This is a genomic window from Rhizorhabdus sp. P4_G5 (assembly GCF_056401065.1).
Map to the genome: position 1 here is coordinate 363,322 of NZ_JBFUKB010000003.1, position 17,624 is coordinate 380,945.

Annotated in this window: 14 protein-coding genes; 4 read left to right on the forward strand and 10 right to left on the reverse strand. The window is 67.4% G+C overall.

Annotated elements, in window-relative coordinates; all coding sequences use genetic code 11:
• Positions 1–79: 79 nt before the first annotated feature.
• Genes AC1DQK_RS06095 through AC1DQK_RS06105 form a run of 3 tightly spaced genes read left to right on the forward strand, consistent with a single transcriptional unit; the run spans position 80 to position 3,837 of the window.
• Positions 80–1,303 carry a hypothetical protein gene (locus tag AC1DQK_RS06095; protein ID WP_477868443.1) on the forward strand — a complete coding sequence of 408 codons (1,224 nt, stop codon included), beginning with the start codon at positions 80–82 and terminating at the stop codon, positions 1,301–1,303.
• Between the two features lie 42 nt (positions 1,304–1,345).
• Entirely contained in the window at positions 1,346–2,467 is a 1,122-nt protein-coding gene (locus AC1DQK_RS06100; RefSeq protein WP_477868445.1) for a DUF2336 domain-containing protein, read from the forward strand.
• Positions 2,464–3,837, forward strand: a complete 1,374-nt coding sequence (locus AC1DQK_RS06105) for a sensor histidine kinase (protein ID WP_477868447.1) — start codon at positions 2,464–2,466, stop codon at positions 3,835–3,837. Before AC1DQK_RS06100 ends, AC1DQK_RS06105 begins: the two co-directional genes overlap by 4 nt.
• A gap of 126 nt (positions 3,838–3,963) precedes the next feature.
• On the opposite strand, the gene AC1DQK_RS06110 is transcribed toward AC1DQK_RS06105, so the two are convergent.
• Positions 3,964–5,247, reverse strand: a complete 1,284-nt coding sequence (locus AC1DQK_RS06110; RefSeq protein ID WP_477868449.1) for a citrate synthase — start codon at positions 5,245–5,247, stop codon at positions 3,964–3,966.
• A 71-nt stretch (positions 5,248–5,318) separates the two neighbouring features.
• A complete protein-coding gene (gene gltX, locus AC1DQK_RS06115; RefSeq protein WP_477868451.1) occupies positions 5,319–6,770 on the reverse strand; it encodes a glutamate--tRNA ligase in 1,452 nt (483 codons plus the stop codon).
• A 185-nt stretch (positions 6,771–6,955) separates the two neighbouring features.
• On the opposite strand from gltX, the gene AC1DQK_RS06120 reads away from it, so the two are divergent.
• The gene (locus AC1DQK_RS06120) at positions 6,956–9,052 is read left to right on the forward strand and encodes a ComEC/Rec2 family competence protein (RefSeq protein WP_477868453.1); all 2,097 of its coding nucleotides are present in this window, start codon (positions 6,956–6,958) and stop codon (positions 9,050–9,052) included.
• Between the two features lie 102 nt (positions 9,053–9,154).
• Here AC1DQK_RS06120 and lexA read toward each other — a convergent pair whose 3' ends face one another.
• From lexA to AC1DQK_RS06160, 8 genes are all read right to left on the reverse strand, one after another.
• Positions 9,155–9,814 (reverse strand): transcriptional repressor LexA, encoded by a 660-nt coding sequence (gene lexA, locus AC1DQK_RS06125; RefSeq protein WP_477868455.1) that lies wholly within the window; start codon positions 9,812–9,814, stop codon positions 9,155–9,157.
• Between the two features lie 56 nt (positions 9,815–9,870).
• Positions 9,871–11,058, reverse strand: coding sequence for a molybdopterin molybdotransferase MoeA (locus AC1DQK_RS06130; protein ID WP_477868457.1), 1,188 nt, complete (start codon positions 11,056–11,058; stop codon positions 9,871–9,873).
• Positions 11,058–11,528 carry a cyclic pyranopterin monophosphate synthase MoaC gene (gene moaC, locus AC1DQK_RS06135; RefSeq protein ID WP_477868458.1) on the reverse strand — a complete coding sequence of 157 codons (471 nt, stop codon included), beginning with the start codon at positions 11,526–11,528 and terminating at the stop codon, positions 11,058–11,060. The genes AC1DQK_RS06130 and moaC overlap by 1 nt, the downstream gene beginning before the upstream one ends.
• A complete protein-coding gene (gene trpC / locus AC1DQK_RS06140) occupies positions 11,525–12,316 on the reverse strand; it encodes an indole-3-glycerol phosphate synthase TrpC (protein WP_477868460.1) in 792 nt (263 codons plus the stop codon). The genes moaC and trpC overlap by 4 nt, the downstream gene beginning before the upstream one ends.
• A 79-nt stretch (positions 12,317–12,395) precedes the next feature.
• A complete protein-coding gene (locus tag AC1DQK_RS06145) occupies positions 12,396–12,629 on the reverse strand; it encodes a hypothetical protein (RefSeq protein ID WP_477868462.1) in 234 nt (77 codons plus the stop codon).
• A 159-nt stretch (positions 12,630–12,788) separates the two neighbouring features.
• Positions 12,789–13,844, reverse strand: coding sequence for a 2-oxoacid:ferredoxin oxidoreductase subunit beta (locus AC1DQK_RS06150; protein ID WP_477868464.1), 1,056 nt, complete (start codon positions 13,842–13,844; stop codon positions 12,789–12,791).
• Entirely contained in the window at positions 13,841–15,679 is a 1,839-nt protein-coding gene (locus tag AC1DQK_RS06155; RefSeq protein ID WP_477868466.1) for a 2-oxoacid:acceptor oxidoreductase subunit alpha, read from the reverse strand. The genes AC1DQK_RS06150 and AC1DQK_RS06155 overlap by 4 nt, the downstream gene beginning before the upstream one ends.
• A complete protein-coding gene (locus AC1DQK_RS06160; protein WP_477868468.1) occupies positions 15,676–17,457 on the reverse strand; it encodes an FAD-dependent oxidoreductase in 1,782 nt (593 codons plus the stop codon). The genes AC1DQK_RS06155 and AC1DQK_RS06160 overlap by 4 nt, the downstream gene beginning before the upstream one ends.
• Positions 17,458–17,624: the final 167 nt, after the last annotated feature.

Sequence of the window (17,624 nt, forward strand, 5' to 3'; positions counted from 1 at the left end):
CAGTCGCCTAAAATGATGGGCTTTGCCGAATCGGCTTGCAGCGCCTATCCCGCTCCGCTTGCCGAAGGGGGATCGAGACTTGCCGCTCGCAGCGCTTATCGCCGCGCAGGACCAGACGGATAGCGGAGACGGGCTGCGGGCGACACTGCCGCTCGCCGGCCGGACGCTCGTCGAATATCAGGCCGGTCTGGCGCTGGCGGCGGGAGCGGGCCATGTCGTCATCCTGGTCGAGCGGGTTCCGGCGGCGCTGGCGCAGGCCGTGGATCGGCTGCGTCGGCAGGGCGCCCGGATCGAGATCGCGCGCAGCGTCGCCGATGCGATCGACCGCATGCATCCCGACGAGCGGATCCTGCTGATCGCCGATGGCGCGATCGTGGCGCAGGGGGCGGTCGATGCCCTCGTGGCCGGACATGCACCGGCACTGCTCGCCCTGCCCGATACCCAGGATCATGCCGAGTTCGAACGGATCGACGCGGCGCAGCGCTGGGCGGGTTTCGCGCTGCTCGCCAAGCCCGCGCTCGAGGCGACGGCGCAGATGCTCGGCGACTGGGACCTGGGCTCCACGCTGCTGCGCCGCCTCGTCCAGGCCGACGCCGTGCGCATCGAGGCGCTGAACCCCACCGGTGATCGGCCGTTGCCGCCACCGGTGCTGGCGATCGGCCCATCGGCGATCGCCACGATCGAGGCAAATCTGTTGCGCCGCGCCGATCCCGGCGACGGCCATTGGACCGAACGCTATGTCCACCGCTTCGTCGCGGCGCCGCTGATCAGGCAGCTTGTCGCGCGGCAGATCGATCAGATGCATGTCGCCATCGCAGCAATAGCGCTTGCCTGGATCGGGGCGCTGCTTGCGGCATTCGGTCTGTTCTGGGCGACGATATTGCTGCTGCCGCTTGGCGCGGCCATCGCGTCCGCGGCGCGACGGATGGCGCGGATCTGGATCGGCGTCGCCGCGCCCGCGGTGCTGCCGGCGCTAGCGCGCCATGCCGCTGGCCTGGCCGCGCTGATCCTGCTCACCAAGGTCCTCGCGGCGCAGGGCGGCTGGGGCTGGTGGATGGTGGCGGCGCTGCTTCCGGTGGCTCTCGCTGGGCTGCTGGCGCTGGAGCCGATCGTCGAGGCGATCCGGCCGCTGGCGCCGTCGCCCTGGCTGGCAAGCGCGGACGCACTGCTGTGGGTGGCGCCGTTCATGGCGGTCCTTGGCGGCTGGCGCTGGATGGTCGTGGCACTGGCCGGCTATGCGGTGATCTCCTTCCTGCAAAGGTTCATTGCGGCATGGAAGGGCGCACGGATTTGTGACAAATGAGGGTTTAGCTTCGATTTAACGACATTCCTATATGACCGAAGCATGATGGGGCTGGACGACGAACGGCTGGAGGGCGAACGGCCCGCGGGAACGCGATGGCTGACCGACGCCGTGCGCGCGCTCGACGGTCTCGAAAATCGCGTCGGCCGCGCCGCCAGCGAGCTGTTCCACAACGACGCCTTCAACCTTTCGGACCAGCATCGTGCGCAGATCACCCAGCTGATGCGAGCGCTGATCGGCGCGATCGAGGACGAGCTCAGGATTCGCGTCGGCAATGCTCTTCCAGCCGATTTGCCTGCCGGGCTGGCGGCCGCGCTCGGTGCCGCGCATGTTGCGATCGCGCTGCCGCTGCTGGAGCGCACCCAGCTGCTGCGCGAGCCCGACCTCATCGCGGCGATGCTGCGCCGCGTCGACGAGCACCGCCTCGCGCTGCGGCTGGGCCGTGATTCGCCCTATCATTCCGCCGATCTGGCGCAACGGCTGCTCGACCTCGGCGACGAAGCCATCGCCGAGGCGGTGATGGCGCTGCTGATTGCCGAGAGCCGCCGCTACGATCAGTTCGGGGATCCGGCGCTGGCCCGTACCGACCTGCCGCCGGGGCCGCATCGCCGGCTGCTGTGGGCGGTTGCGGCGGCGCTGCGGCATTACCTGATCCGGCAGCACGCGGTGCCCGACGCGCAGGCGGACCTGCTGCTTGCCGGCGCCGTCCGCGATCTGCTCGACGATCATGACGATGACGACACGCTGGAGGGGCGGGCCGATGCGCTGGCGGCGCTGCTCGGCGGCGCCGGCCTGCTCGACGATGCCTTGTTGTTGGCTGCGCTCGAGGAGGGCTGGCTTGCGCTTTTCACCGCCGCGATCGCGCAGCGGGCTGGAATAGATTCGGCGGGCGTCTGGTCGATGGTCGCCGATCCGTCGGGCATGATGCTGGGTACGGTCCTGCGGGCGATCGATTGCGGCCGCGACGCGGCCGTGACGATGATCTGGCGGATCGGATCGGCCGAGGGCGCGGACGAAGAGGTGCTCGTGGAGCGCGCCGACGGGTTCGATCGGCTCGCAGTGCGCGATGCCGCCGAGGCGGTACTGATCTGGCGACTCGACCCCAATTACCGCCGTGCCGTGATCGAGATCGGCGGCGGCCGCAGCGCCGGAGACGGGCGGTGAACGCCCATATCGCGGTTCGGCCTGTCCATGGAAGGATCGACGGTCAAGGCCGGCTGGTGGAGGCGGATCCGCCGCTGCTGCACCTGCAGGAACAGGCGGGCGGGGTGCATGGCGGCGGGCTGGCGGTGCCGCAGCTGGCCTCGCTGGCGCGGTTGGCCCGGCGGCTCAGGATTACAATCTCGCGGCGAGTAGTGGCCGCCCATGGCGATCAGGATGTCGATCTATGGGTGCGGGTGAAGCCCGATGGCGACGGCGTCGAACTCGCCATCACCGGCTGGCAGGACGTGGCCCCGAGCCAGCCGCAGCCGGGGCTGGAGGCGGTGCGTTGGCGCGACTTCAGCCGAGCGGGCGCGGACTGGATCTTCGAGACGGACACGATGCTCCGGGTCACCCAGCCGCCGGTCGGAATGCCGGGCGCTCTCGGCCAGCCGATCGACCTGCTGTTCGCATTGAGTCGCGACGAAGCCGGCGGCAGCCGCATCGCCGGTGCGGCGCGAGTTCATGAACGGTTCGAGGACGATGGCGCCGTCCTGCTGGTTGGCGCGGGCATCCCGGTGTGCGTCGCAGGGGTGCCGCTGGTCGACGGGCTAGGCGGGCTGGCCGGCTATCAACTGCTGGTCAGCCGCCGGTCGCCCGATCCCTCCGGCGCGGGCCATGGTGCCGACTTCATCCTGTTCGACGAGGCATTCGGTACTCAGCTGGGCCGGGCCATGCGCGAGCCGCTCGACCGGATCATCGCCAACGCCGACGCCATCCAGGATCGCGGCGACGGGCCGGTGCGGCACGATTATACCGCCTATGCGGAGGATATCGCCGGCGCCGGCCGCCACCTGCTGGCGCTGGTCGAGGACCTGGTCGACCTGCAGACCATCGAGCGGCCGGACTTCCGCCCGGAGGCGGACGTCGTCGACCTGGCCGACACGGCGCTGCGCGCCGCCGGCCTGCTCGGCGTGCGCGCAGCCAATCACCATGTCCGGATCGACGCCGCCGCGCCGGCGCAGCCCGTGATGGCCAGCGGCGACTTCCGGCGTATTCTGCAGGTGCTGATCAACCTGCTCAGCAATGCGATCCGGCATTCGCCCGCCGACGGGACGGTGTGGATACGCTGCGAGCGCGAAGGCGACATCGCCGCCGTTGTGGTGGCGGACGACGGCCGCGGCATCGCCGAGCAGGACCAGGGAAAGATTTTCGATCGCTTCGAGCGGCTGGGACTGCGCGACGGCAGCGGCAGCGGCCTGGGCCTGTACATCTCGCGTCGCCTGGCGCGCGCGATGGGCGGGGATCTCGGCGTCGACAGCGCGCCGGGGCGGGGCGCGCGATTCGTCCTCACGCTACCGGTGGCAGCTGCCTTCGACCGGCCGGGCGTCTAGAGCATGATCGTTTGAGGTGGAAGCGCGTGGCGCTTCCGCCGAAACCGTGAATCATGTTCTGTCAATGGTTTAGCGCAAAAAGGCGGGACTTTCGTCCCGCCCTCGATGCTTGCGGCTATCGCCTCGTCAGCGCTGGCTGACCGGCACATAATCCCGCTGGTCCGGGCCCATATAGAGCTGGCGGGGGCGGCCGATCTTCTGTTCCGGATCGGAGATCATCTCGTTCCACTGCGCCACCCAGCCGACTGTGCGGGCAAGAGCGAACAGGACGGTGAACATCGTCGTCGGGAAGCCGATCGCCGACAGGATCACGCCCGAATAGAAGTCGACATTGGGATAGAGCTTCTTGTCGATGAAATATTGGTCGGAGAGCGCGATCCGCTCGAGTTCGCGCGCGGTATCGAGCACCGGATCGCTGATCCCGAGCTTGTCGAGCACTTCGGTGGCGGCCTTGCCGAGCACCTTCGCGCGTGGATCGAAATTCTTGTAGACGCGGTGGCCGAAGCCCATCAGCCGGAACGGATCGTCCTTGTTCTTGGCGCGGGCGATATATTCCGGAATGCGATCGGGCGTGCCGATCTCGCGCAGCATGTTGAGCGCCGCTTCGTTGGCGCCTCCATGCGCCGGACCCCACAGGCAGGCGATGCCGGCGGCGATGCAGGCGAACGGGTTGGCGCCCGACGATCCCGCGAGGCGGACGGTCGAGGTCGACGCATTCTGCTCGTGATCGGCATGGAGAATGAAGATCTTGTCCATCGCCGACTCGATCACCGGATCGATCTCATATTCCTCGGCGGGAACGCCGAAGGTCATGCGCAGGAAGTTCCCGGTGTAGCTCAGATCGTTGCGCGGATAGAGGAAGGGCTGCCCGACCGCATATTTATACGCCATGGCCGCGATTGTCGGCATCTTGGCGATCAGGCGGTGCGAAGCGATCATCCGCTGTTTCGGGTCGGTGATGTCGGTCGAGTCGTGATAGAAGGCGGACAATGCGCCGACCACGCCGCACATGATCGACATCGGATGCGCATCGCGCCGGAAGCCGCGATAGAAGGTCGCGAGCTGCTCGTGCAGCATGGTGTGGCGGCTGATAGTGTAGGTGAACTTGTCCAGCTCTTCGCGGCTCGGCAACTCACCGTTGAGCAGCAGGTAGGACACTTCCATGAAGCTCGACTGCTCGGCGAGCTGGTCGATCGGATAGCCACGGTGGAGCAATATGCCAGCGTCGCCGTCGATATAGGTCAGCGCCGACTGGCAGGAGGCGGTCGAAGTGAAGCCGGGATCGTAGGTGAAGGCGCCGGTCGCCGCATAAAGCTTGCGGATGTCGATGACGTCGGGGCCGACCGTGCCCGACATGACGGGATATTCCGACGCCTTGCCGTCGAACTCCACCTTAACTTTGTCCGCCATCTTCACTCCTCCTGGTTCGCCCCTTCACCGGCAGGCCGGCTCGGTCCTCGTCCTGTATGCTTTCACCCGCTCTAACCCAGTCGATCGTCCAGCCGCCCCAGGCTCTCGTCGCGGCCGAGCAGCGCCAGCACATCGAAAATACCCGGAGAGGTGGTGCGGCCGGTCAGCGCCGCCCGCAGCGGTTGCGCAACCTTGCCGAGGCCGATCCCCCCGTTTTCCGCCACCGTCCGGACCGCCGCCTCGAGCGCGGGCGCCGACCAGTCGGCAGTGGCTGCAAGGGCGTCGCGGGCCTGCGCCAGCAGCGCCTTGCCCGGTTCGTCTAGCAGCGATGCGGCCTTCTCGTCCATATCGAGCGGGCGGGTGCGAAACAGAAAGGTTGCTCCCTCCTTCAACTCATTGAGATCCTTAGCCCTTACCTTCAGGAAAGGAATGCTGCGAAGCAGTAGTTCATGGTCTTCCGGGCCGAAATCGCGGCCCAGTTGCGCCGCGACTCCGGGCGCGATCAGGTCGGCCAGGCGGGCATCGGCGGCTTCGCGGATATAATGGCCGTTGAGGTTCTCCAGCTTCTTGAAATCGAACCGGGACGGTGAGCGTCCGACGCCATCCAGGCTGAACCAGCGTATCGCCTGCTCGCGGTCGATGATCTCGTCGTCGCCATGGCCCCAGCCCAGCCGGAGCAGATAATTGTTCACCGCTTCCGGCAGCATTCCCATCTCGTCGCGATAGGCATCGACCCCGAGCGCACCATGGCGCTTGGACAGCTTCGCGCCATCCGCGCCGTGGATCAGCGGGATATGGGCGTAGATGGGATCGGGCCAGCCGCCCGAGATTTCATTCAGTGCGCGAATCATCGCCAGCTGCCGGAAGGCGTTGTTGAGGTGATCGTCGCCACGGATGACATGGGTGACACCCATGTCATGATCGTCGACGACGACGGCGAGCATATAGGTCGGGCTGCCGTCGGAGCGGAGCAGGATCATGTCGTCGAGCTCGGCATTCTGGACGGTCACCGGTCCCTGCACGAGATCCTCGATCGTCACCTCGCCTTCGCGCGGCGCCTTGAGGCGGACGACGAAGGGCGTGCCGGCTGGCGCTTCTGCAGGGTCGCGATCGCGCCAGCGGCCATCATAGCGCAGTGGCTGCCTGGCGGCACGCTGCTGTTCACGCAGCTCGGCCAGTTCCTCGGAGGTCGCATAGCAGCGATAGGCGTGCCCCTTTTCGAGCAGCTGCTGCGCCACCGCGGCGTGGCGATCGGCGCGCGCGAACTGGTAGACGGCATCCCCGTCCCAGCCGAGGTCGAGCCAGTTCATGCCGTCGAGGATGGCGTCGATCGCGGGCTGCGTCGACCGGGCCCGATCGGTATCCTCGATGCGAAGCAGGAACTTGCCGCCATGATGGCGGGCGAACAGCCAGTTGAACAACGCGGTTCGCGCACCGCCGATATGTAGATATCCGGTCGGAGATGGCGCGAAGCGGGTGACGACCTCGGCTTTGGGGGTCTGATTTTCGGTGCTTGCGCCCACGCGCGCTTTCTCCAAGATCGGCACGATGGCCAGCGAAGTCGAGGCGCCCCGTATAGCATTTTCGGCTCCGGTCAAATTGGCCGGCGAGTCGGGAGCGGCCGGCCATGATCAGAGCGGGGTGGTCGATGCTCGATCGCGCACCTAGCGTAGCGGCTCCGCCTCTTCCAACGGGCGGCCGGGCGGCCATGGCGCGGATGCTAGATCGGGTCGAGCGTGCGCTCGAAATGGAGCGCGACCAGCTTGGCTTGTGGGTGCCGGTCATGCTCGCCGGCGGGATCGCGCTGTGGCTGGTGCTGCCTGACCGCTTGGCCTGGCTGGCTGGCATGGCGGCGCTCGCGGGCGTGGCGCTGGCCGGCGTCGCGACCGGCGTCGAGCGCAGGATCGGCCGTGCCGTGCTGGTAACCGGATTGGCGGCGCTCATCGGCATGGTGGTGATATGGTCGCGGGCCGACTGGGTGGCGGCGCCGCGGATCGATCGACCGCTGGTGGCGATGGTCACGGGACGGATCGAGACGGTCGAGCGGCTTCCGGCGCGCGAGCTGGTCCGGCTGACGATAGCGACCGATCCGGGCCTGCTGCCGCCGCGCATCAGGCTGAATGTTGATCAGGCCGACCTGCCCGCCCTGGTACCCGGCGGCGCGCATATCGCAGTGCGCGCGCGGCTGATGCCGCCTGCACCCGCGGCGGTGCCCGGCGGCTATGACTATGCCCGCACCGCCTGGTTCCTCGGCATCGGCGCCGGGGGAAAGGCGCTCGATCCGCCGAAGATCGATGCCGGCGCGGGCGGCGGCGGCTTTTCAACCTGGCTTGCCGACCGCCGGGCGCGGCTATCGGCGCATATCGAACAGCGGGTCACCGGCGCCAGCGCAGGTGGCATCGCCGCATCCTTCGCCACCGGGGACCAGGGGGCGATCGGCGAGGAAGACGCGGAGGCGATCCGGCGATCCGGGCTGGCCCATCTGCTGTCGGTGTCGGGGCTGCACGTCTCGGCGGTGGTCGGCGGCGTGATGCTGCTTACCCTGCGGCTGTTCGCGCTGAGCCCCCGGCTGGCGCTGCACGCGCCGCTGTTGCTGGTCGCGGCCGGCGCCGGCGCGCTGGCGGGGATCGGCTATACCCTGTTGTCGGGCGCGCAGGTGCCGACGATCCGCTCGTGCGTCGCCGCGCTGCTCGTGCTGGCCGGCATTGCCATGGGGCGAGAGGCGATCACGCTGCGGCTGGTCGCGACGGGGGCCCTGATCGTGCTGCTGCTGTGGCCGGAAGCGCTCGCGGGGCCGAGCTTCCAACTGAGCTTCGCGGCCGTCACCGCGCTGATCGCCTTCCTGGAACATCCCAAAGTGGTATCCTTCTCGGCTGGGCGGGACGAGCACTGGGCGGCTCGGCTCGGGCGCTCGCTGGCGGTGCTGCTGCTCTCGGGGGTGGTGATCGAGGCGGCGCTGGCGCCGATCGCGCTGTTTCACTTCCACAAATCGGGTCTCTATGGCGCCGCCGCCAACATCGTCGCGATTCCACTGACCACCTTCGTCATCATGCCGCTCGAGGCGGTGGCGCTGCTGCTCGACATTGCTGGCCTGGGTGCGCCCTTCTGGTGGCTGGTGTCGAAGGCGCTCGCGCTGCTGCTCTGGATCGCCCATCGGGTCGGCGACGCGCCGGGTGCGGTGGCGATGCTGCCGAGCATGGCGTGGGGCGCCTTCGCGCTGATGATCGCGGGCGGGCTGTGGATCGCGCTGTGGCGGACGAAGATGCGGCGCTGGGGCACCGTGCCGCTGGTGATCGGTGCCGTCTGGGCGCTGCAGTCCCCGGTGCCGGACCTGCTGGTGACGGGCGACGGCCGGCATGTTGCCGTGGTGCTGGCGGACGGACGGGTGGCGTTGCTGCGGGATCGTGCCGGCGATTATATCCGTGACGTGCTCAGCGAGGCGGCCGGGGTCGATGGCGAGCCGGTGCCGATCGATGCGCTCCAGGCGGCGCGCTGCTCCGCGGACCTGTGCGAGGCGCAGCTCCGGCGCGGCAGCCGCGCGTGGACGCTGCTCGCGACCCGGAGCCCCTATCTGGTCGACATCGCCCGGATGAACCGTGCCTGCGCGCGCGCCGACATTGTCATAAGCGACCGGCGGATGCCGCGTTCGTGCCGCCCGCGCTGGATCGTCATCGACCGGCCGTTACTGGCGCGCAGCGGGGGTCTGTCGATCGATCTGGAGCGCGGCGTCGTCGAAACCGTGGCCGGGTCGGTCGGTCGCCATCCCTGGTCCGTGTTCCGGCCCGGATCGCCTGCTCGTCCTTGATGTCGCTATGCTGAATTTATTTCAGCATCCACTTCCCGACACGGGAACGATCCCGAGCCGACATGTGGATCCTGAAACAAGTGCAGGATGACGTTCGGCTTGTCAGTAGCGCCGCAGCAATCCCGCAAGCTTGCCCTGCACACGGACCTGGTCCGGCTTGTAGCGTTGCGGGTCATAAGCGCGGTTCGCCGGGTCGAGCCGGATCATCGCGCCTTCCTTGCGGAAATATTTGAGCGTCGCTTCGCTGTCGGCGATCAGGGCCACGATGATGTCGCCGTCGCGCGCCGTCTCGGCCTTGCGGATCAGGGCATAGTCGCCGTCGAGAATACCGGCTTCGACCATCGAATCGCCGGAGACTTCGAGCGCATAATGTTCGCCTGGGCCGAGCAGCGCCGCAGGCACCGACAAGGTGCTTTGGCCCTCGAGCGCCTCGATCGGCAAACCGGCGGCGATGCGGCCGTGCAGCGGGATTTCCAGCACATTCTCGTTCGCTGCCTGCGGCACGACCGGCGGAGCCTTCGATGGTGCGGCCGGAGCCTTGGCGATCATGTCGGGCATACGCAGCACTTCGAGCGCGCGCGCGCGGTTCGGCAGCCGGCGTATGAAGTTGCGCTCCTCGAGCGCGCTGATCAGCCGGTGGACGCCCGATTTGGACTTGAGGTCCAGCGCATCCTTCATCTCCTCGAACGAGGGCGACACGCCGGTCTCGATCAGCCGGTCGTGGATGAATAGGAGAAGTTCATGTTGCTTGCGCGTCAGCATGGCAATGCCCTCGTCTAGAACGGACGGAGAACATTTAGGCAACCGGCGCGAATCTGTCAAGCGAGTGGAATGATCTCGATATCCGCGCCCGGCTCGAGCGCCGCGGACTTGGGCGGCCGCACGATCAGCATTTCCGCTTGCACCAGGGCCACGAGGCCGGCGCTGTCCTGGCTGATGACCGGAACCGCCCGACCTTCGCTCCAGCGGCCGCGCAGATATTCGGCGCGGTTGCCGGTCGCCGGGAGCGCCGCTCCGAGCCGGGCGAGCATAGGCGCCGGGACAGGACTGCGCGCGCCCAGCAGGTGGGCGACGAGGGGCTTCAGGAACAGGGTGGCGGTGACGAAGGCCGAGACCGGATTGCCGGGCAGCCCCAGCACGATCGCTTCGCCGAGCGTGCCGATCATCACCGGCTTGCCGGGCTTCAGCGCGACCTTCCAGAAATCGATGCGCGCGCCGGCCTTCTGCAGGGCGGGCAGGACGAGATCATGATCGCCGACCGACGCACCGCCCGTGGTGACGATGATATTGGCCTGGTCGGCCAAAGCGGAGAAGGCCGCAGCGATTGCGTCGAGATCGTCGCGGACGATGCCGTGATCGGTGACGATGCAGGTCGGCCCCGCCAGCATGGCCGCCAGCATCGGTCCGTTGGAAGCGGGCAGCAGCGCGCCGCTGGTCGGCACGCCCGGCCGCACCAGTTCGTTGCCGGTCGAGAGAATGGAGATGCGCGGGCGCCGGCGAATTGCGAGCGCGCCATGGCCACCGCTGACGGCAAGCGCGATCGCCGCCGCGCCGATGGCCGTGCCAGCAGCGATGAGCGTGTCCCCCTGCGCGAAATCGCTGCCGGCGCGGCGGATATGCGCGCCGGGCCCGCGCGGTCCTTCGCCCGCCATCATCAGGCGGTCGCCGTCGCGCGCCGCTTCTTCCTGGACGAGGATCGCGTCGGCCCCTTCGGGCACTGGCGCTCCGGTGAAGATCCGCGCGGCCTCGCCAGCTGCGAGCGCACGATCCAGGCCGCCGCCCGCCGCGCTTTCGCCAATGACGGTCCAGGGCCCGGGCCGCTCGGCGAAGCGGATCGCATAGCCGTCCATCGCCGACAGATCGAGCGCGGGCTGGGTGCGGGCGGCGACGACATCGACGGCGGCATGGCGTCCGTTCGCCTGGACCAGCGGCACCGTTTCGATCGGCAGCGGCGGCCTGAGCGCCATCATCCGCGCCTGCGCCTCGGCAACGGGAATCAGCGTCATCAGGCCGTCCAGTCGCCCGACTTACCGCCGGTCTTGGACAACAGGCGGACGCCTTCGATCCGCATGCCGCGATCGAGCGCCTTGGCCATGTCGTAGACGGTGAGGAGCGCGACCGAGACAGCGGTCATCGCCTCCATCTCGATGCCGGTGGTGTAGGTGGTGACCACCGCGGCGGTGGCACGGATGCCGTCGGCCTCGATCGCGAGGTCCAGCGTCACGCCCGAGATCGGCAGCGGATGGCACAGCGGGATGAGGTCGGCGGTCTTCTTGGCGGCCATGATCCCGGCGACCCGCGCCGCCGCGAGGACGTCACCCTTCTTGACCGATCCGGCGCGGATCGCATCGAGCGCGGGCGCCGCTATCAGGATCCGCCCCTCGGCGATCGCCTCCCGCTTTGTCTCGGCCTTCGCCGAGACGTCGACCATCCGGGCCGCGCCCTCATCGTCGATATGGGTGAGCTTGCCGGTCATGCGCCGGTCAGCAGCCTGCGCGTCGCCGCGGCGACATCGGCTTCGCGCATCAGCGACTCCCCGACCAGGAAACAGCGCACGCCATGCCCGGCCATCGCGTCGAGATCGGCCTTCGAGCCGAGCCCGCTCTCCGCGACGAACGTGCAGCCCGCGGGCGCATTGGCCACCAGTTCATAGGTGCGCGACAGATCAATGGAGAAGTCGCGCAGGTCGCGATTGTTGACCCCGATCAGCCGGGATGTGAGCCGTGTCGCGCGCTCCAGCTCGCCGGCGTCGTGGACCTCGACCAGAACGTCCATGCCATGCTCGATCGCTGCGGCCTCGATCTCGGCCATCGCGCCGTTGTCGAGCGCAGCGACGATGATCAGGATCGCATCGGCGCCCAGCGCGCGCGCCTCGGTCACCTGCCACGGATCAATCATGAAATCCTTGCGCAGGCACGGCAACGAGCAGGCCGCCCGCGCCGCCACCAGATAATCGTCATGACCCTGGAAATAGGGCGTGTCGGTTAACACCGATAGGCAGGCGGCGCCGGCCTGCTCATAGGCGCGCGCGTGCGTCGGCGGATCGAAATCGGCGCGGATCAGGCCCTTGGAGGGCGACGCCTTCTTGATCTCCGCGATGAGGCCATAGCCGTCGGCAGCCTTGCGATCGAGTGCGGCCCGGAACCCGCGAGGAGGGCTGGCGGCCCGGGCACGGGCGGTGAGGTCGGCGAAGGATGTCGCCGCCTTGGCGCGCGCCACATGATCGCGTTTGACGTCGCAGATTTCGGTCAGCTTGTTGCTCATCGCCGCGCGCCATAGCGCGAGATGCATCGGCAGGCTAGGCCGGCGGTGGCTCGAGCCCAGGCCTTGATCGGTTCAGGCTCTAATAGTTGAACAGCTGCGCGACACCCTGGAGCAAGACCGCGGCCGAGCCCAGGTAGATCGCCCCCGACCGTGCCGCGCGCGCGCGCGCATGCCTTGCCCGGCGCTCCGTCCAATGCTCACTGGTCCGCCGGGCAGTCGCGACGCGAGTCGTGCCCAGAGCCTCGCGCCATGCGTAGAGCCGCAGCGCGGCCAGCAAAGCGAGGAACAGGCTGAGGCAGACAAGCAGCGACATCGGGCATCTATCTCCGACATTCGATTACCGAAGGGTTAGGATCGGCAGTTCGAACGATATGTCCCGTGTCGTCGTTATACGGGCGTAGCGCTATGATCTCGATCACTCGGCGCTACGATGCCGCCATTCAGCGAAGATTTGCCACCCTGGTCAAGTAAACTATCGCAACGCCGCGTTGATCTTGGCCAGCGCCGATGCCGGCGGGGTCAGCTCGCGATCGGACAGCGCGTTGAGCGGGCGCTTCACCGTGCCCAGCGCGTCGTGCAGGTCCTCGGCATGGGGATCGACATAGAGCAGGCCAGTGACGATCTCGCCCACCGCCTCCCGCTGGTGGAGATAGCTCATGGCGGCAACCCGATCGGTGGGATCATAGTCGGCGGCAACCTTGCGCAGCACCAGCACCGAACCGTCATGCTGCGCCACCTCGACCAGCGAGCCGGGTTCATAGGATGCCGTTACCGGGGCGCGGCCGAGCAGCACGTCAAGCCGGTTGACCGCCTCGTTATGCTCGCGAACCCAGTCGAAACTCTTGGTCGACCCCTTGTGATTGTTGAACGCGATGCACGGGCTCAGCACGTCGATGAACGCCGCGCCCTTGTGCCGCAGCGCCGCCTTGATCAGCGGCACCAGCTGCTCCTTGTCGCCGGAGAAGCTGCGGCCCACGAAGGTCGCGCCAAGCTGCAGCGCGAGTGCCACCAGATCGATGCCGCTGTCGGAGTTGACCACGCCCTTCTTGGACTTGCTGCCCTTGTCGGCGGTCGCCGAGAACTGCCCCTTGGTGAGTCCGTAGACGCCGTTATTCTCGACAATATAGGCCATGTTGACGCCGCGACGGATGGCATGGGCGAACTGGCCGAGCCCGATCGAGGCGCTGTCGCCATCGCCCGACACGCCGAGATAGATCAGCTCGCGATTGGCGAGATTGGCGCCGGTGAGGACCGATGGCATGCGGCCGTGCACGGTATTGAAGCCGTGGCTCGCCCCCAGGAAATAATCGGGCGTCTTCGAAGAGCAGCCGATCCCCGACATCTTGGCGAGCCGGTGCGGCTCGAGGTCGATCTCGAAACAGGCCTGGACGATCGACGCGCTGATCGAGTCGTGTCCGCAGCCGGCGCAGAGGGTCGAGACCTTGCCCTCATAGTCGCGCCGGGTGAAGCCGAGAGCGTTGGTCTGCAGCGACGGGTGATGGAATTTCGGCTTGGCGATAAAWGTCACTTCACCATCTCCCCGACGGTAGTGCCCATGCCCGCGGCCATTCCCCGGGCGAGTTCGCGCTCGATGAAGCGCGCGGTGATCGGCGAGCCATCGTAGTTCAGGACCTTGACGAGCCGGGCCGGATCGACCCCGCCCTCATTGATCAGCAGCGCGCGCAGCTGGGCATCGCGGTTCTGCTCGACCACGAACACCAGATCGTGCGCCGCGATGAAATCGAACACTTCGCCCGAAAAAGGAAAGGCGCGGACGCGCAGCGCATCGATGGCGATACCCTCGCCGTCCAGCCACGCCAGCGCCTCGTCCATCGCCGGCGAGGTCGATCCGTAATAGATCACGCCATAGGAGGTCGGACGGACCGCCTTGTGCAGGACAGGCGCGGGCACCAGCGCCTTGGCGCTGTCGAACTTGCGCAGCAGCCGCTCCATATTGTCGACATAGACCGCGCCCTCCTCGCTGTACCGCGCATAGGGATCGCGCGAGGTGCCGCGGGTGAAATAGGCGCCCTTCGACGGATGGGTGGCGGGCAGGGTGCGGTAGGGGATGCCGTCGCCATCGACATCCTTGTATCGTCCGAAATCGGCGCCGGCCTCGAGCATCTCGGCGGTCATCACCTTGCCCCGGTCGAGCGGCCGGCTCTCGTCCCACGCGAAGGGTTCGATCAGCCACTCGTTCATGCCCATGTCGAGATCGAGCATGACGAACACCATAGTCTGCAGCCGATCTGCGAGATCGAAGGCGAGCGCGCCGAATTCGAAGCATTCGCCCGGACCCTCCGGCAGCAGCAACACATGCTTGGTGTCGCCATGGCTGGCATAGGCGGCGGACAGGATGTCCGACTGCTGGGTGCGGGTCGGCATGCCGGTCGACGGGCCGCCGCGCTGGACGTCGAAGATCACTGCCGGAATCTCGGCGAAATAGCTCAGGCCGATGAACTCCTGCATCAGCGATATGCCGGGTCCAGAGGTGCAGGTGAAGGCGCGGGCGCCGTTCCAGCCGGCGCCGGTGACCATGCCGATCGAGGCGATCTCGTCCTCGGCCTGGACGATGGCGTAGCGCGCGTCTCCGGTGTCGGGATCGTGGCGCAGCTTCCTGCAATAGTCGATGAACGCCTCGGCCAGCGAAGTCGAGGGCGTGATCGGATACCAGGCACAGACGGTGGCGCCGCCATAGACCGCGCCGAGCCCGGCCGCGGTGTTCCCGTCGACGAAGATCCGCTCGCCGACCGCATCGGCACGCTGCAGCTGCAGGCCCAGCGGCTTCAGCGTGGCGCGCGCGTGATCGAAGCCGATGCCCAGCGCCTCGATATTGGCCGGGATCAGCGCGGGCTTGGAGGCATATTCCTCGGCCAGCAGCGCCTCGACCACCTCACGCTCGATCCCGAGAAGATAGGCAAGGGCGCCAAGATAGATGATGTTTTTCAATACCTTGCGCTTCGCTGGCTCGACATAGGCTTCGTTGCACAGCGCAGTCAGGGGAATGCCGACGATGTTGATGTCCTTGCGGAAGCGGTCGGCCGGCATCGGCTTGGTCGAGTCGTAGAACAGATAGCCGCCGCTCTCGATCTCGGCGATGTCGCGGTCCCAGGTCTGCGGGTTCATCGCCACCATCAGGTCGACTCCGCCGCGCCGGCCGAGCCAGCCTTCGCCGCTGACGCGAATCTCGTACCAGGTCGGCAGCCCCTGGATGTTCGACGGGAAGATGTTGCGCGCGCCGACCGGCACGCCCATTCGCAGGATCGCCTTGACGAACAGGCCGTTCGCTGAGGCCGAGCCCGAGCCGTTCACATTGGCGAACTTGACCACGAAATCGTTCACCGCGCTCAGGGCCTTGGTCATTTCGAGCACCCTCCAGCATGGGTCATCTCGATCAGCGTCTTCTGCATGTCCCACGCGCCGGTCGGGCAGCGCTCGGCGCATAGCCCGCAATGCAGGCAGACATCCTCGTCCTTCACCATCACCCGGCCGGTCGGCAGCGTCGAGGAAACATAGAGCTCCTGCGCCAGGTTCAGCGCGGGCGCCTTCAGCCGGGGCCGGAGTTCATCTTGGTCGCCGTTGACCGTGAAGGTGATGCAGTCGGTGGGGCAGATGTCCGCGCAGGCGTCGCACTCGATGCACAGCGGCTTGGCGAACACGGTCTGCACGTCGCAGTTCAGGCAGCGCTGCGTCTCCGCCCAGGTCCGCGGATCGTCGAAGCCGAGCTCGACCTCGGCCTTCACGTCGGCGAGCGCGGCGGCGATCGGCAGCAACGGCACCTTCTGGCGATCCTGCGCGGAGATGTCGTTGTCGTAGCTCCATTCGTGGATGCCCATCTTCTGCGAAGAGACATGCACGCCCGGCGGCGGTCGCAGCCGCAAATTGGTGCCACGGCAGAAATGGTCGATCGACACCGCCGCGTCATGGCCATGCGCGACCGCCCAGATGATGTTCTTCGGCCCGAACGCGGCGTCGCCGCCGAAGAAGACTTTCGGCAAGGTCGACTGGAAAGTGACCTCGTCGACGGCGGGCATGCCCCACTGGTCGAACTCGAGGCCGATGTCGCGCTCGATCCAGGGGAAGCTGTTCTCCTGGCCGACCGCGATCAGGACATCGTCACACTCGAAATGCTGGTCGGGTTCGCCGGTCGGCTGCAGCGTCCGGCGGCCCTTCTCGTCGATCAGCGGGGCGACCTTCTCGAAGGTCACACCCGTCAGCCGGCCGTCTTCATGGGTGAACGCCTTGGGCACCAGATAATTGTGGATCGGAATGCCTTCATGCTGGGCATCCTCCTTCTCCCACGGCGACGCCTTCATCTCCTCATAGCCGGAGCGCACGATCACCTTCACGTCCTCGCCACCGAGCCGGCGCGAAGTACGGCAGCAATCCATCGCGGTGTTGCCGCCGCCGAGCACGATCACGCGCTTGCCGATGCTGTCGACATGCCCGAACGACACGTTCGCCAGCCAGTCGATGCCGATATGAATGTTCGCCGCCGCCTCACGCCGGCCGGGCAGATCGAGATCGCGGCCGCGCGGCGCGCCGGTGCCGACGAAGATCGCGTCATAGTCCTGCCGCAGCAGTGCCGCCATGCTGTCGACCCGCTGGCCCAGCCGCATGTCGAGGCCCAGATTGACGATGAAGCCCATCTCCTCGTCGATCACGCTCTCGGGCAGGCGGAAGCGCGGGATCTGGCTGCGGATCATGCCGCCCGCCCTTGCGTCGGCGTCGTAGACGGTGATGTCGTAGCCGAGCGGCGCGAGATCGCGCGCCACGGTCATCGCTGCGGGGCCGGCGCCGATGCAGGCGACCTTCTTGCCGATCTTCTTCTTGGGCGGCACCGGCATCCGCGCGGCGACGTCGCCCTTGTTGTCGGCGGCGACGCGCTTCAGGCGGCAGATCGCTACCGGCTCCTCGTCGACCCGGCCGCGGCGGCAGGCGGGTTCGCACGGACGATCGCAGGTCCTGCCCAATATCCCCGGGAAGACGTTGGATTTCCAGTTCACCATATAAGCGTCGGCGTGGCGCCCCTGGGCGATCAGCCGAATATACTCGGGAACGGGCGTGTGGGCCGGACAGGCCCATTGGCAATCGACGACCTTATGGAAATATTCCGGCGCCTCGATGTTGGTAGGCTCCAACGCGACGAACTCCTCTCACCAGCTCCCATGTCTGAGGACGGGACGGCCCGGGCTCGCGCTCGGTCCATTCTGTATCCGCACAGGATGCTCTTGCTTATTGCTTAACGCGCGAGATCGCGCCTCGCCACCCTGCAATCGAGATTTTCGCTGTTTTGTAACAAGTCCCT

What these genes read in the sequence shown, in the direction of transcription:
- AC1DQK_RS06100 (WP_477868445.1), top strand. Translation starts at nt 1,346, where the DNA reads ATGATGGGGCTGGACGACGAACGGCTGGAGGGCGAACGGCCCGCGGGA.
- AC1DQK_RS06110 (WP_477868449.1), bottom strand. Translation starts at nt 5,247, where the DNA reads ATGGCGGACAAAGTTAAGGTGGAGTTCGACGGCAAGGCGTCGGAATAT.
- AC1DQK_RS06120 (WP_477868453.1), top strand. Translation starts at nt 6,956, where the DNA reads ATGGCGCGGATGCTAGATCGGGTCGAGCGTGCGCTCGAAATGGAGCGC.
- lexA (WP_477868455.1), bottom strand. Translation starts at nt 9,814, where the DNA reads ATGCTGACGCGCAAGCAACATGAACTTCTCCTATTCATCCACGACCGG.
- AC1DQK_RS06130 (WP_477868457.1), bottom strand. Translation starts at nt 11,058, where the DNA reads ATGACGCTGATTCCCGTTGCCGAGGCGCAGGCGCGGATGATGGCGCTC.
- moaC (WP_477868458.1), bottom strand. Translation starts at nt 11,528, where the DNA reads ATGACCGGCAAGCTCACCCATATCGACGATGAGGGCGCGGCCCGGATG.
- trpC (WP_477868460.1), bottom strand. Translation starts at nt 12,316, where the DNA reads ATGAGCAACAAGCTGACCGAAATCTGCGACGTCAAACGCGATCATGTG.
- AC1DQK_RS06145 (WP_477868462.1), bottom strand. Translation starts at nt 12,629, where the DNA reads ATGTCGCTGCTTGTCTGCCTCAGCCTGTTCCTCGCTTTGCTGGCCGCG.
- AC1DQK_RS06155 (WP_477868466.1), bottom strand. Translation starts at nt 15,679, where the DNA reads ATGACCAAGGCCCTGAGCGCGGTGAACGATTTCGTGGTCAAGTTCGCC.